At 63.1% G+C, this 13,362-nt stretch carries 15 protein-coding genes and 1 pseudogene; all 16 read right to left on the bottom strand.

All coding sequences use genetic code 11. The features are described from left to right. A partial coding sequence (locus tag AC5EFR_RS00080) for a DUF736 family protein (protein ID WP_493574085.1) occupies positions 1–626 on the bottom strand: 626 nt, incomplete at its 3' end. Positions 627–750: 124 nt separating this feature from the next. Further along, a complete protein-coding gene (locus AC5EFR_RS00075) occupies positions 751–1,053 on the bottom strand; it encodes a hypothetical protein (protein ID WP_317939148.1) in 303 nt (100 codons plus the stop codon). Between the two features lie 100 nt (positions 1,054–1,153). After that, complete coding sequence (locus AC5EFR_RS00070; protein WP_317939149.1) at positions 1,154–1,615, bottom strand: DUF6915 family protein; 462 nt, start codon at positions 1,613–1,615, stop codon at positions 1,154–1,156. A gap of 1 nt (position 1,616) precedes the next feature. Beyond that, positions 1,617–2,003, bottom strand: coding sequence for a DUF6878 family protein (locus AC5EFR_RS00065; RefSeq protein WP_317939150.1), 387 nt, complete (start codon positions 2,001–2,003; stop codon positions 1,617–1,619). 121 nt (positions 2,004–2,124) lie between these two features. Further along, on the bottom strand, positions 2,125–6,387 hold the full coding sequence (locus AC5EFR_RS00060) for a strawberry notch family protein (protein ID WP_317939151.1): 4,263 nt from the start codon (positions 6,385–6,387) through the stop codon (positions 2,125–2,127). 102 nt (positions 6,388–6,489) lie between these two features. Next, positions 6,490–6,642 (bottom strand): antitoxin PaaA2 family protein, encoded by a 153-nt coding sequence (locus tag AC5EFR_RS00055; RefSeq protein ID WP_009820264.1) that lies wholly within the window; start codon positions 6,640–6,642, stop codon positions 6,490–6,492. Then, complete coding sequence (locus AC5EFR_RS00050) at positions 6,632–6,796, bottom strand: hypothetical protein (protein WP_201259266.1); 165 nt, start codon at positions 6,794–6,796, stop codon at positions 6,632–6,634. The genes AC5EFR_RS00055 and AC5EFR_RS00050 overlap by 11 nt, the downstream gene beginning before the upstream one ends. A gap of 94 nt (positions 6,797–6,890) precedes the next feature. Continuing rightward, positions 6,891–7,409, bottom strand: coding sequence for a type II toxin-antitoxin system YhaV family toxin (locus AC5EFR_RS00045; RefSeq protein ID WP_317939152.1), 519 nt, complete (start codon positions 7,407–7,409; stop codon positions 6,891–6,893). Next, the gene (locus tag AC5EFR_RS00040) at positions 7,406–7,732 is read right to left on the bottom strand and encodes a type II toxin-antitoxin system PrlF family antitoxin (RefSeq protein ID WP_005668772.1); all 327 of its coding nucleotides are present in this window, start codon (positions 7,730–7,732) and stop codon (positions 7,406–7,408) included. Before AC5EFR_RS00040 ends, AC5EFR_RS00045 begins: the two co-directional genes overlap by 4 nt. A 125-nt stretch (positions 7,733–7,857) precedes the next feature. Further along, a complete protein-coding gene (locus AC5EFR_RS00035; protein ID WP_317939156.1) occupies positions 7,858–8,490 on the bottom strand; it encodes a DUF6927 domain-containing protein in 633 nt (210 codons plus the stop codon). After that, positions 8,490–9,182 (bottom strand): regulator, encoded by a 693-nt coding sequence (locus AC5EFR_RS00030; RefSeq protein WP_317938984.1) that lies wholly within the window; start codon positions 9,180–9,182, stop codon positions 8,490–8,492. Before AC5EFR_RS00030 ends, AC5EFR_RS00035 begins: the two co-directional genes overlap by 1 nt. 74 nt (positions 9,183–9,256) lie before the next feature. Beyond that, on the bottom strand, positions 9,257–11,239 hold the full coding sequence (locus AC5EFR_RS00025; RefSeq protein ID WP_493574084.1) for a ParB/RepB/Spo0J family partition protein: 1,983 nt from the start codon (positions 11,237–11,239) through the stop codon (positions 9,257–9,259). 158 nt (positions 11,240–11,397) lie between these two features. Continuing rightward, positions 11,398–11,787 (bottom strand): DUF3768 domain-containing protein, encoded by a 390-nt coding sequence (locus tag AC5EFR_RS00020; protein ID WP_317938985.1) that lies wholly within the window; start codon positions 11,785–11,787, stop codon positions 11,398–11,400. An 87-nt stretch (positions 11,788–11,874) separates the two neighbouring features. Then, positions 11,875–12,084, bottom strand: a complete 210-nt coding sequence (locus tag AC5EFR_RS00015) for a DUF6330 family protein (RefSeq protein ID WP_040182663.1) — start codon at positions 12,082–12,084, stop codon at positions 11,875–11,877. Between the two features lie 23 nt (positions 12,085–12,107). Next, positions 12,108–13,046 carry an ArdC family protein gene (locus AC5EFR_RS00010; RefSeq protein WP_317939153.1) on the bottom strand — a complete coding sequence of 313 codons (939 nt, stop codon included), beginning with the start codon at positions 13,044–13,046 and terminating at the stop codon, positions 12,108–12,110. A 40-nt stretch (positions 13,047–13,086) separates the two neighbouring features. After that, positions 13,087–13,362: pseudogene (locus AC5EFR_RS00005) on the bottom strand (hypothetical protein); the annotation flags it as partial.

Here is a 13,362-nt window from a genome sequence, read left to right as displayed (position 1 = left end):
TGCACGGCGTTGACGCGCAGGTCGCCATCGGGCGTGTTGATCAGCAGCGACAGGTAGTCGTTGCCCGTGCGACTGCTTTTCGCCATCCAGGCCGAACCGACGCGGATCGGTGTGCCCCGGGGCGAGCTGACCTCGATCCGGTAATCCGGGTGGGTCTCCTCGGATTTGAAGCTGTTCTCGATCAGCATGAACTCCAGATCGAACATCATGTTGGCGATGTAGCCGGTGAAGGCGTTGTCGGCGTCCATGGCGGTGAGCTCGCCCGAGATCGAGCCGGATTTCATCAGGCCGTTCGAGACCAGCGGGATGATCTCGAATTCCCCGCTCTGGGCCGCGCGCGCCTCTTTCGTCTGCACCGCGTTGACCCGGAACGGGCCGAGGCCGACATCGATCTGCATCGAGATGTAGGGGTTGCCGCTGGTATTGCCGGTCTCATTCCAGGCCGTGCCGATGCGCACCTTGCGGCCCGACTTGTTGATCGCCGTCACGTCGTAATCGGGGCTGCGCGCGGACATCTTCGGGCGGGTTTCAAGCTGGATGGCGATGTCAAAGCGCGTCGAGTGGATCATGCCGGTATACTGAGCGGCTGCGGTCTCGACATTGCGGGTGAGGGTTCCTGCGAACATGGGATGGTTCCTTTCAGATTGGTCGGTGCCTGACGTCCTTGCCAGCGCATCCGGGATTGCTTTCTCGACCCCTCCCGGGATCACAAATCAGAAAGCTCGCTTTCCTTTCAGCCCCGCCCACGGGTCAGAGCTGCCGTCCGAGTGGGAATGCCCCCGCGCCTCCGGGCGCTACGCCCCTCCCCTGCCCGTCTGGTCTTGATTGGCTGCCCGGATTTTCTGCGGCGTCCTTCGATTGCGCGATGAAGAACTCCGCCTCTTTGCCATTCAACCGGTGCCCGCCCCGGTCGGTCAAGCCAATGCAGCTGCCGTTCGGCACATAGGTGATGAGGTACTGACCGAGCCGGTCCTTCTGGACAACGTAGCCTGTATTGGCCCAATGCACGGTCTGGCCGGCATCGACGGCCGCCTTGATTTCATCAAGTGTCATGCGATCCTCCTCAAGAAAAATGGTGGGGAAACGACGCAAGAAGCCCGGTCGTCCAACCGGGCTTCCGCGCAGCATTCGTTTGGCAAACGGCCGAAAGCTGTCAGGTGCTTTGCGTGACTTGCGTCGCGCGCGCCGCCATCCAATCCTTCAGGCCAAGGACCGTCTTTCCAGCCGCGACCTCGGAGGCCCAGGCAGACCTTGGATCGCCGAAGGGTTCCTCGCTGATTTGCTGCTCGATATGGCCATTGACCATCCATGGTTCGGGCTGGATTCGGCGCAGCCAGTCCGCCATGCTCGGAATACGGCCCTGGCAGTCTTCGCGGACATGCTGCTCACCGATCCAGCGCACGGGGATCTCTCGACCAGCGCTATTGGTCAGGGTCAGGCCGAAGGCGCGTTCGGCCTCAAACAGGCGTTGGGCATGGTGGCGAAGCGCCCTGTGCGTGAAGAGCGCGAGGTGCTCTTTCGAGGCATCGAACCAGTCATGGATGGCCTGATAGTCAGACGGCACCCCGCCGAATTTCCGGGCTGAGCTTTCGGCATGATGAAGTGGATGGGCCATGTCAAAGCCCCTCATCATAGCTGTGAGAGCATTCGACATAGCGGTCCGCATGATCCATCGTGATGCTGTCTGCTGCAATGTCCCAGGTCAGCGTGCCGTAGCCGCCCTCGTTGTTCTCGAACCCCGGGTGATGGTGATAGGCGAGTGACCAGGCGAAATCACCGACCTCTGTCGCAAGCGCCTCCGGCAGTTTGACCTCCGCAGGCTGCACCGTCACATCCTCGACATTGCCGGAGTCGCCATAGCCTTCGTATTCAGCGGTGACCTCGCTGATACCAAGCGCGCGCAGTTGCGCGATCAGCTCCGCTCTGGATGCCTTCAAGGTAGCTTCGCGCTCTGCGCGCCACTGAGCCGCCATCACGGCATAGTCGATCTGGGGATTCGTCATGGGTCTGTCCTCTTGTCTGTAATTGGGGGGCCGGGCGTGGCATTGGTCAGCGCGCGGCTGGAAAGCGCAGACCGGCCAAATCCCGATCCGCGATGCCCGACCCAGAGCCCGCTTTGACTTTTCAGGCGGCTTGTTCTGCCGCTCTAGCGGCGCGCTGCCCTACGATCCGGGCCAGAATGCTAACTGTGTCGATTCCGTCCCCATGCGGCAGGAACACCCGCAGCTGGAAGGCGATGATCTCGGTGAAGCAACCAAGAGCCTTGAGGCCGTCGATCATGCCCCGATCCGCACCGCCAAGCTCGAGGCGCATCTCGCCTGCGACACGGCGACGGGTCAGGGTCATCCCTCGGCCCAGATCGACAGGCGCGGTGGTGCCGAGGGCGGCGATCAGCATCTCCTGCGGCGTCTGCGGGTCGGAGACGAGGAAGCGGGCGCGTAGCGCCGCCGCCCCGTCCTCGCTCAGCGTGCGCCCGATCATGGCGGTCACCCCGTCGGGCGTGACCCGGTAGATGCGCTCATTGGTGGTCGGAATGTCTTTCCAGATCGGCAACAGCAGCCCGGTCAGCAGGTAGAGCTTGGTCGTGGTGGTCTTGGGAAGGGCAGCAGCCTCTTCTCCCCAGAGCCGCGCAAACTCGGGTTTCCCGATCTCTTCCCAGGCCGAGGACTCGAACCGCGTCTCTTCGAGATAGCTCGACCCGTTTGGCCGCACCGCCTTGCGCATCAGCGTGACGATGTCCTCGTCGTACATCTGCATGGGCCGCGCCGAGATGAGCGCCGCGCGACCGGAGGCGCGATTCATCATCGGCAGCTTGTCGGGATTGCGCGACATGGCCTCTTCGGCGCCAAGGACATGGACCGGGTCCGTCACCTCGAGCCCGATGATCCGCGTCACGGCGCCGGATTTCGGGCAGGTCCAGAGATCTTCCGTGGAGACCTGCTCGATCTTTTCGCCACGCAGGGTTTCCACGCCGAGATCGAGCGTGCCCGCCGCGCGCGACCGTTCCGTCTGATCGGCGATCCGGTTCATGAACTCGGCAAAGAGCGCGTTCTGCATGTGGAGGGGCAGCGCCAGCACCCTGTTCAGAAACCGCTGGATCGGCGGCAACTCCTCAAGGAGAACCCCGTCCTTGTCGATCAGCCGCAGGGCCGTCCAGTCGGTGAAGCTCTCATAGCTCATCGCCTCGGCGCGCCCGGCGGCAAGATCGGCGTAATACCCGCGCAGCGCCGCCCGCGCGATCGGACTTTCGAGATTGTCCTCCTCGCGGAACATGCCTTGCGAGCCGGTTTCTCGCTGGCCTTTGGTCAAGGCCCCGAGCTGATCGAGACGCTTGCTGATCGTCGAGGTGAAGCGCTTCTCGCCATGCACATCCGAGGTGCAGACCCGGAAGAAGGGCGCGCTGACCTGGGCCGAGCGATGCGTGCGCCCCAGCCCCTGGATGGCCGCATCTGCGCGCCAGCCAGGCTCAAGCAGGTAGTGCCGGCGCCGCTTCTGGTTCTTCGCCGTCTGCGCCGCGTGATAGGACCGGCCCGTGCCGCCAGCATCCGAGAAGATCAGGACATCCTTCTCGCCGTCCATGAAGGCCTGAGTCTCGGAGGAATTGCTGCTGGCGGCGCGCTTCTCGATGAAGAGATGGCCGTCCTCAGCCTTGAGCGGCCGGACGGAGCGCCCCGTAACCTCGGCAACAGCCTCGTCGCCGAGCGCCCAGAGGATCTGGTCCAGCGCCGAGGGGATCGGCGCCAGCGTCATCAATTCCATCATGGCCGCATCACGCAAAGCGAGCGCCTCGCGCGAGACGACCAGCGTGCCAGTCTCATCGCGGAGCGGCTCGGCCACCATGTTGCCGTCGATCTCAACGAGCTTCTGCGCATGGATCGGGAAGGCCTGTTCGAGGTAGCCCAGAACATAGTCGCGCGGCGTCAAGGCACCCTCGACGAGTTCATCCTTCGGGTCCATCGTCTCAAGCCGGCGTTTCAGCAGGCTCTCACCCGTCGAGACCACCTGGATGACGCAAGCCTTGCCCGCCGCCAGATCATCCTTGATCGCGCAGATGATGGTCGGCGCCTTCATGCCCATCAGGAGATGGTTGAAGAAGCGCTGTTTTGTGCTCTCGAAGCGAGATTTGGCCGAGGCACGTGCGGCCGAGGCATTGGTCTCCCCCGAGGCGTCATTGACGCCAGTCGCTGTCAGCGCGGCTTCGAGGTTATGGTGGATGGTGCGGAAGGCCGCCGCATAGGCGTCGTAGATCTCGATCTGGGCCGCGGTCAGCGCGTGTTCGAGCACGTCATATTCCACGCCATCAAAACTGAGGGCACGGGCAGTGTAGAGCCCAAGCGTCTTGAGATCGCGCGCAACCACTTCCATGGCGGCCACGCCGCCGGCTTCCATCGCCGACACGAAGCTCTCGCGGCTCGAGAAGGGGTATTCAGGGCCCTGCCCCCAGAGACCGAGACGCGCAGCATAGGCGAGGTTGTGGACGCTCGTGGCGCCCGTGGCCGAGATGTAGAAGACGCGGGCGCGTGGTGCCGCAAGTTGCAGCCGCAGGCCTGCAAGGCCCTGCTGCGAGGGTTTGACCCCCCTGCCCTGCTCGGAGCCTGCGGCGTTCTGCATGGCATGGGCCTCGTCAAAGGCCAGCACGCCCTCGAAGCCCTCGCCCATCCACTCTAAGATCTGGCTCAGCCGCGTGGTGCCGCATTTGCCCGCCGAGCGCAGCGTGGCGTAGGTCACAAAAAGGATGCCATCACCCATCGGGATCGGCTGGTCCGGTTTCCATTTGGAGAGCGGCTGGATGTCAGCGGGCGAGCCGCCGAGATCGGTCCAGTCGCGGACCGCGTCCTCGATGAGCGTGGCGGATTTGGAAACCCAGATCGCCTTCCTGCGCCCGGCAAGCCAGTTCACGAGGATGAGCCCCGCGCATTCGCGGCCCTTGCCACAACCGGTGCCGTCGCCGAGGAAATACCCAAGGCGATAGGCGCGTGCCTCCGGGTCATCATCGGCGCGCGTCAGCTTGGTCTGGTCGTCATCGATCGCAAACCGCCCCGGCAGGTCACGCCCATGGGCATCATGCGCCATGATGATGGTCTCGAGCTGCGCCTCCGAGAGGTGTCCATCCTCGATCAGTCGCGCGGGCAGGCGCAATTCCGAACTGGCCGCGCCTGAAGGCATGGGCGGCGCGACCGAGGCCATGGCGATGCTTTCGACCAAGGGCGTTGGATGTTCTTGCGCGCCCGCGATCTCGATCCGCTGCGGGCGGTAACGCGCATAGATGTCCGAGACAGGCGTGTTGTCGCGCGGGACATCGAAGCTCGTGAAGGTGAGCGGGCGGACGGCATTGGCCTGGGGTTTGGAGGCGGCGACGGGTGAAGCGGCGGTCTTGCGCGGGGCCGATGATGAAAGGCCCGGCCGCGCATAGGGGATCGTTGTGGCCCGCTCGGCGGAGCGTATCTGAGACCGGGTCGCGGCCACGGCGTCAACATATGCCAAGGCTTCATCCAGATCCTGCACACTGGCCCGGATGAACGCGCCATCCTCCTGCACCTTGTCGAAGACCATCAGCTGGGTTTCCACAGTTGTGCCGAGCTTGCGGTAGACCTGTCCCGGCATCGTGAGGGCCAGGCGCGGCGTGAGGAGACCGCAGGCGCGCGACCAATGCGCGGCATCGCGTTCGGGCGTGAACCCCGGCGGCATGATCGCCACAAGTCGCCCGCCGGGTGCCAAGCGCTTGGCAGCCGCGATGAGATGCTTGGCGGCGATGTGCTTGTCGCGGGATCGGTCGACCGAGGAGGCGAAAGGCGGGTTCATCACCACGACATCCGGCAGTGCCAGCGTCTGCAGCAGATCGTCGATATGCTCGCCGTCATGGTCTGTGACCTCATCACCGAAGACCGCGCGCAATAGGCTCTGACGAAACGGGTCGATCTCGTTGAGTAAAAGCGTGGCACCGGCCCGGGCGGCGAACGCGGCCAGGGCACCAGTGCCGGCGGATGGCTCGAGCACGGTCTCGCCCTTGCGGATCGCTGCGGCCCGCACCGCCAGGGCGGCAAAAGGCAGCGGTGTGGAAAACTGCTGCAGCCGGATCTGCTGCTCTGACCGGCGCGTTTCCGTCAGAAGCCGCGAGGCGAGGAGCTTCGCAGCGGCGATGTCACCCGCCGCGCCGTCCCCACGCAACAGCATCTGGATGGCCGCGGCCTGCATCAGGTCATAGGCCATCCGCCAGTCCCAGGCTCCCCCGGCATCGCTGCCATGAAACGTCTCGCGCATGATGCGCGCGAGCGCTGAGCTGCGCAGGGGTTGGAGGTCGATCTCCGCGCCGATCTGCGCGAGGGCAGAGGCGAAGTTAGCGTTGGACTCAACAGGATTGGGGAGCGTTGAGAGAGGCTTGGACATGGGGAATTCCTTTGGATCAGGGTCTGAGTTCCAAAGGACAAGAAGCCCACTTTTGCTTTTCAGGGTGACGGGGGTCAGACCGCGCTGACTTCCAAGGCTTGGTCAGGACTTGGGTTCGACCTCCCGTTTCGCATCAATCAATGCCTGTGCGGCCTGCATCACCTGAACTTGGGATGTTCCCGTGCATTCCTCCTCCAGCGCGGCCTGCACCTTCGCGCGAAACCACGCGTCATACGAATTGACATCAGCCGCCACGGAAATGCTCCTCGAGCCCGATATCCAGCAGCTTGCCGAGGTCATCGGGCATGTCTGCAACGTGCACAGCAATTGGGAAACGGTGCCCCGTCAGGTCAGGCGCACATTGCTCCTCTAGCCCGAGGTGCTGCCTATCCTTTTCCGTCTCATTCATTGTGCTTTCTCCGACCGTATTATCAGCCGATGCTACATCTTCAAGCGTGGCGTCGTAAACGATAATGCCAAAGGGTCACAGCAAGCTGGCCCACTTACCGATCGGGCACCGCTTCAAGGGATTTCTCGAACCGCTTGCTTGCCGCTGCAGCTTCTTTCAAGAGCGCATCGAAATTGTCAGGTGGGTTGCCATCTTCCAGCATCCCTTTGAACGTCGCATAGGCATCCGTCTTGCTGCCATATGCGCGCAGGGTCTTGTCGTCGTTCACCCAGGCCACCACGATGACCTTCGCATCGCTGTTGAACCGGTAGAACAACCGATACTGTTGGAAGAATTTCGCCCGGAACCAGTGCTTGCGGTGATCGCCGAGCGTGCCGCCTTGCCGGTAGGCGGCGGCACCCGGGTCCGCCGGTATGGCCTCGGTGACCAGCTTGAAGATGGCTGCCAGCCGTTTCGTGGGGTTTTTCTTGCGCCAGGTCTTTGGATCGCGTGCCTTACGCGCTTCAACCTCCTCGATCAGCCCTTCGAGCTGATCCAGAAAGAGCGGATGCGCATAAATCGACCATCCGTTTACGACGAGGGGTGCTTGGGCGGGCACGCTATCGCCGCTCATTCATCCTCGAGCGATAGCGGCGCATCGAGATCGACGTCAACGTCTCCGACCAGTGCTGCAAGACGGTCATGCAAAGCCCCATCGAACGCCCGAATGCGGTCCGGATGCGCCTTGATATCGGCCTCGACAAAATCGAGAAAGGCTCCGAGCACGGGATCTTCCTCGTCGCTGCGCACGGGCTCGATATAGACCCTGCCACTCGGCTCGGTGCAGTAACGAATCTGGTCGCCCTTGCCCAGCTTGAGCTGTTTGCGCACACCCGCCGGCACGGTCGTCTGATACCGATCCGTGAGTTTCGAGACATCTTGTGCGAGCGCTGTCATGGCAGTCTCCTGAAAGAATGGGGGTCTTTGCTGCCCGCGATAGGTAATGCATTTGCATTGCCTTGTCAAGACAAGCCGCAGCATCTGCTGTCGCCGGCAGGTCGATCAACGGTTCGGCCCAGCACCTATTCTCGCCCCGCGAGATACTCCGCCAGCACAGGACTGGCAGCACCTTTCGCGGAGCTGAGCAGCTCCGAGCCCGCAAGCGAAGCCTTCGACAGGCGTACGAGCCCACCGGTTTCCTCGATGCGGTAGCAGCGGCGCTTTTGCCGCCCCCGCCTGTAGTGGGTCGCAGTGACGATCTGGCAGGTGCTGCCATCGGTGAGCGTCACGGGCGTGGCGAGCCTGATCTTGTCGCCTTCCTCGTAGTCCGGGATCGCAGCCCAGTCCTGGGCGTAGCTGTCCGGGTCTTTCAGGTCGGAGAGGAGCTCGATCAGCCCAAGGGGAGCACGAGACTCGTTCGGGCCAGCGCTTTCCTCCATGTCCTTGTAGCCCCAGAAGCCGTCATCGTATCGGGTGAGGAAGACAGCGCCAAAAGTGATCGACCCGTCCGCATCGGTCACATAGGTCGTGTCTTCGACAGCGGTGCCGTCGAGATTGATGACCTTTGCCGCCGCGTACCAAGTCGAACCCACCTTGCAGGCTTTGACCAGTTCCGTCTTGCGCCTTTCGCCCTCGAAGGTGCACAGCCGAGCAATCTCCACTTTCTCATCCGCGTAGGATTTGACGCGGCCGTCGGTGTAGAAAAGCCATCCCATCACGCCGCCCTCCGGTCATCGAGTTCCATCAGCGCATCAAGCGGCACGCGATAGGGCTGCATGGCGTCGAAATCCTCGCAGCGTTTATGGGAATATGTTGAAGCACCAATACCCTGCCGCGCTGCGCGCTCTCGGGACATTGGTGCTGCTTCATCTTGTTCATATTCCCAAAACGCCGAATTGCCGCAGTTCTGCACGATCGCGAAGGTGTCGCAGGCATCCTTGAGGATGACCCGGAAGGTGCCGCCGAGGCCCGAGGGCACCTCGTAGGTCCCGCCGATGAGATAGTCCGAAGCCCGGCGCACGAAGACGCGGATGCTGTGGCCATCGGTGGCGAGCCGGATGGCCCCCCGCCCCCGGTCGATGAGCACCTGCACGTCATCCAGGATGTCGGTGTAGAACTGGCCGGTCAGATCACGAAACGCCATGCGGCGCTGCGCCATCCAGTCGGTGTCCCGAAACGGGTTCATGCCATTGGCGAAAGCAAAGGAAGGATCGGCCTGTTCGGTGGTGACGATTCGGGTGGTCGTGCCATCGATGCCGTTGGAGCGCAGATGCACACCATTGCCGACGATGAGGATCAGGGCGGGCCTGTCCACGGGTCCGTTCCAGTTGGGCAGGAAGGTTTTGCAGGCGCGCGCATGGGCGATTTGCGCCGCGACAGCGGAGGCAGAGAACTTGAGAATAGCCATGGAGATGTCTTTCCGTTGGGTATGAGAGGATCGACCCGCGCGCGCGAAATACTTCGCGCGGGTCGCATGAGGACTCAGGCCGCTTGCGCGACCTCGCCGTCAGGTTCCGGGGTTTCCGAAGTTGGCTCCGCCTCATCAAAGGCGATACCGGCGGTCTGCATCATCGGCGGGCACCAGGCGGCCACGGCGGCGCGCTGCGCGTCCGTCAGCGTGGCGAAGGGCTCGGCAAAGAGCTTGTCGCAGAAGGCGACGATCTCCTTCTTGCTTGAAGAGGCCAGTGTCACCGCCTCCTGGGCGAGACCCAGATCCTCGCCGAGGTTCTTCAGGAGCCAGGCCTTTTTAAAGCGGTTGAAGAGCGCCGCATTCGGCGTCCAATGCGCGCGAATGTCGGGCATGATCTCGATCTCGAACGCATGCATCAGGCTGTCGCGCTGTCGGTCCCGCGCGAAGCAGGACTGCGTGGTGCTAGCGGTTGCAAAGGCGACGAGCTTGGCCTTCTCCCCTGCCTCCAGCGCGCGAAACGCCGCGAACTGATCGGCAGGCGCGCGGGCGTCATCGAGCCACGAGAGGTCAAGCGCATCATGCGCCGCCGCCACCTGCTCAAGCGAGGTCTCGTCGATCTCGTCCATCTTGGCATGGCTGCGGTATTCCTTGCGGGCCTCGATCTTGATCGCCTGCGTGACGCTCATGCCGGTGCCCAGGACGTCACTGACCAGCTTGAAGAGCGTCAGATCGAGCGTGGCCACCGGATGCAGCGCCATCGCGGCGCCAAGGGCCATGGCCCGCTCGGTCTTGAGATCCTCAGCCAGCGAGGCCGGATAGGTGATTTCGCCGGCGTCCGGTGCCTCCTCCCCCGTCGGGTTGACCGACGAGCCGCGCGCGCCCTCCTCTTTGACGGTGTCTTCCGGACGGACGAGGCCAACATGGAGCGTGATCTGCCCACCCTGCCACGACGCGATCACCCCGGACCGCGCGAGGTCCTCGGCGCTGTAGGCCTCCTGCAGATCGCGCGCCTCCTCTTCCAAGGCGTCCACGCGGTCGTAAAGGGCATTGTAGGCACCGTCCTCGAGCCCCTCATCCTCCATCTCGAGCTGCAATTTCTCAAGCTCGGCGGTGATCTCATCGATGCGCTTTTGCGCAGCCTCATCAGGCTCGATCGGGCCGGGATAAGCGCGGCCGTAGTCGGCCATGGTCGCGTAATCATAGCGGACCATCGCATCGGCCCAGGCAAAGCCCAGCTTTATGCGGGCCTCTTCGGCGGCGGCACCGAGCTTCTCGAGCAGGATGGTTTCGACCAGCGCTGCATCCTCCAGCACGGAATGCTCATCCAGCAGATCGGCTGCGACGGCGCCGCCGCGGGCCTCGTAGTCCGCGCGCACGAAAGCCCCGATATCATCGCTGACCTGCACACCGCGGGATTTGAGCGCCTGACGGACCGTGTAGGCCTGCAGATAGCCGCCGTCTTTTGTGAGCGCCTCGAAGACCTCGCGCTGCGCCTCCTGGCTCGGGTGCTCGGCGAAGGCTTTCATCGTGTCGAGCGTGATCACCTTGCCCCGGGCCGCGGCGCGGATGTCGGGGTGGATAAGGCCATAGCGCAACCGGCCTTTCACGGCCGCCACCGTGGCGCCGAAGGTCTTTGCGATCGTCTCGGGGGACTGGCCATCGACCTCCATCATCCGAGCGAAGGCCTCGAATTCGTCGATGGCATTCATCGGTGCCTGGGTGATGTTCTCGGCGAGCGACAACGCCGTGGTGACGTCGCAGTCGTCAGGGACAAGGCGGCAGTCCACCTTGGTCTTCGCTGTAAACCCCTTGGTGGCCTTGTCAGCGATCAGCTCCTTCAGGGCTGCATGGCGCCGACCTCCGGCGAGGACAGCGTATTTGCCGTCAAGCTTCTGGACCATGAGCGGCTGCAGGAGACCCAGAACGGCGATGCTTGCCTTCAGATGGGCGATGTTCTCAGGATCATAGGTTTCCGAGGAGTTGCTGCGCACATTGGCGGGGTGGGCGACAAGATCGCCGATGGCAACGGTGAGAGGGGCAAAGCTTGTGGTCATGGGATATCCTTCCAGGTGGGTGAGGTGTGGCCCGCGCCTTCACGCGCGTGACCAATCCCCGGCTTCAGGGATCACCACGACAAAAGGCCCACTTTCCCTTTGAGGGGTCAGTGGGCCTTCATCGTCTCGGATGTCAGGGGGAGGAGTCCCCTGCCCTTCTACCAGTCGCGCGCCAGCATGATGGTCAGCACGCGCACGGTGGTGGCGGGATTGTCCGGGGTCTCAGCCCCGTAGCGGAAGTCCGAACCCGCCTCATAGAGATCAATTTTCCAGAACACAGTTTCGCCCCGGATCTCGACCGCCCCGAAATCGTGCCAGCCCTCGGGATCATTCTCAGGCTCGAACGTGGCAAACTCACCGGTTGCTTTGACCGCCTCGGCCATGAAGCCATCGCCGGCCTCCATAAGCGAGCGGGTGACATGCATGCGGCCCTGGATGGGTTGCGCGGGCGGCACCCCAAGGCATGCAAGTTTGCGAAACGCGTCGTTCTGCACCGCGATCACGGTCGGATCCGGACGGTCTGGCTGGGGCTGTGCAGTAATGGTCATAGGGCTCTCCTTTGAGAAGTTGAAACACCCTTCTCAAAGCCCGCTTTTTCTTTTCTGCTTGGCGGAAGGACCGAAGCAGAAGGCGCCTTACCCGAACAGCCCTCTGGCTCTGTAGTTCGGGTTGGGGATGGTTTCGATCCAGCCGCCCTGCTCCTTGATGCTCTCGAGTGCCGCCGAGAGCGGGTAAGCGCCCTCGGACGGGCTCCACCAATAGGCACCGCGTTTGAAGGTGATGATCTTGCGGCGGCCGTCTTCGAAGCAGGCCACCCGCAGCGTCTTGGGTTCCTTGCGTGACATGCGAGTCTCCGTTCTCCGTGTGGTCAGGCGGCCTCGGCACTGCGCCCAGCCCTACCCGCCTCAGATTGTGCGATCAGATAGTCACAGGCGCGCTGCGCATCCGCGGCGTGCTTGAAGATCGCACCCTTGTCCGACCGAAGAACGCGCAACCAGTTGTGGAGGTAGGCGGCATTCATCTCGAGCGTATGCGCCGTGAAGCCGAGTGTCTGACCCAGGAACACCGAGGTCAATTCCGCGACGATCTCCTCGCGCGCATAGGACGTGTTGCCAAACTTCGAGAACCCGAAATCACGGTTCAGTCGATGGGGGGCCTTCGTGGCATGGGCCAGCTCATGGGCCCAGACCCCGTAGAAGTTCCGCGGGTTCTCGAACCTGGAAATGGATGGCATGAAGACCTTGTCCACGGGCGGCAAATAGTACGCCTCCGTGCCTGTGAAGACGGTTGTGATGTCGATGGCATCGAAAAACGTCTGCATGTGCGGGATGGGCTCTGACGGCGGATGCTCAGGCACCGGGTCCGGCTCGGGATGGAAGCTATCCGGCAACCCCTCGATCTGGCAGGCGTTGAACACGCGATAGGATTTCTGGAAGCGGAAGATACGGGCTTCCTCGGAGTGATCATCCCCGTCGCTGTGATCATGCTCATCGCCGGCGTCTCTCCGGCTTTGGCCGTAATAGACGACGACAGAGGATTTCTCGCCCTTACGGACCTTTGCGTCCAATGCATTGGCCTGCGGCAACGTCATCCAGAAAGGAGAGCTGTGGCCCGCCATCACGGTCCGCATCGTCAGCAGAAAGTTGTTCACCCCCTGGTACGGTTCTCCGCCCACGCGCAGGGGACGAGAGCTGCCACCTGCTGTCCAGGGCTTGCGCCAAGGCAGGACGCCGCGCTCGATGATGCGGATGATTTCGTTTGTGATGACCTCGGAGGCATCGAATTTGGGCGTGCGGGATCGGGCCATGTCTGGCCTCCTTTCGAGTATTGGTGAGAGTAAGTGGTGATCAGGCTGACTGATGGGACCGCGGATCATTGAGGATCCTCGCGCCGAGCCCTTCGACCATGTCGATGTAGTCGGTCAGCGAGACGGACTTGCCAGGACCGCAAGGTTCAGGGTCGACCGATCCGTCCCGCGCCACCCGCGGCAGGTTCGCGAAGGCGATGACATCGGTGACGGGTCGGATATCGATGAACGGGGTGCCCCGTGAGACCGCCAGTGCGGCCAAGGGAAAGCGCTCGATCGGCGCGAGGGTGGACACGGTAGTCCAGCCGAGATGGAT

Source organism: Pelagimonas sp., from assembly GCF_058892305.1.
Note: the sequence above shows the minus strand (reverse complement) of the source record. Positions and strands in the feature narration are given on the sequence as shown.

Coding starts and splice junctions, on each gene's coding strand:
- AC5EFR_RS00050 (WP_201259266.1), bottom strand. CDS start 6,796: ATGAATGAGACGGAAAAGGATAGGCAGCACCTCGGGCTAGAGGAGCAA.
- AC5EFR_RS00045 (WP_317939152.1), bottom strand. CDS start 7,409: ATGAGCGGCGATAGCGTGCCCGCCCAAGCACCCCTCGTCGTAAACGGA.
- AC5EFR_RS00030 (WP_317938984.1), bottom strand. CDS start 9,182: ATGGCTATTCTCAAGTTCTCTGCCTCCGCTGTCGCGGCGCAAATCGCC.
- AC5EFR_RS00020 (WP_317938985.1), bottom strand. CDS start 11,787: ATGACCATTACTGCACAGCCCCAGCCAGACCGTCCGGATCCGACCGTG.
- AC5EFR_RS00060 (WP_317939151.1), bottom strand. CDS start 6,387: ATGTCCAAGCCTCTCTCAACGCTCCCCAATCCTGTTGAGTCCAACGCT.
- AC5EFR_RS00025 (WP_493574084.1), bottom strand. CDS start 11,239: ATGACCACAAGCTTTGCCCCTCTCACCGTTGCCATCGGCGATCTTGTC.
- AC5EFR_RS00035 (WP_317939156.1), bottom strand. CDS start 8,490: ATGGGATGGCTTTTCTACACCGACGGCCGCGTCAAATCCTACGCGGAT.
- AC5EFR_RS00070 (WP_317939149.1), bottom strand. CDS start 1,615: ATGGCCCATCCACTTCATCATGCCGAAAGCTCAGCCCGGAAATTCGGC.
- AC5EFR_RS00065 (WP_317939150.1), bottom strand. CDS start 2,003: ATGACGAATCCCCAGATCGACTATGCCGTGATGGCGGCTCAGTGGCGC.
- AC5EFR_RS00075 (WP_317939148.1), bottom strand. CDS start 1,053: ATGACACTTGATGAAATCAAGGCGGCCGTCGATGCCGGCCAGACCGTG.
- AC5EFR_RS00010 (WP_317939153.1), bottom strand. CDS start 13,046: ATGGCCCGATCCCGCACGCCCAAATTCGATGCCTCCGAGGTCATCACA.
- AC5EFR_RS00040 (WP_005668772.1), bottom strand. CDS start 7,732: ATGACAGCGCTCGCACAAGATGTCTCGAAACTCACGGATCGGTATCAG.
- AC5EFR_RS00015 (WP_040182663.1), bottom strand. CDS start 12,084: ATGTCACGCAAGGAACCCAAGACGCTGCGGGTGGCCTGCTTCGAAGAC.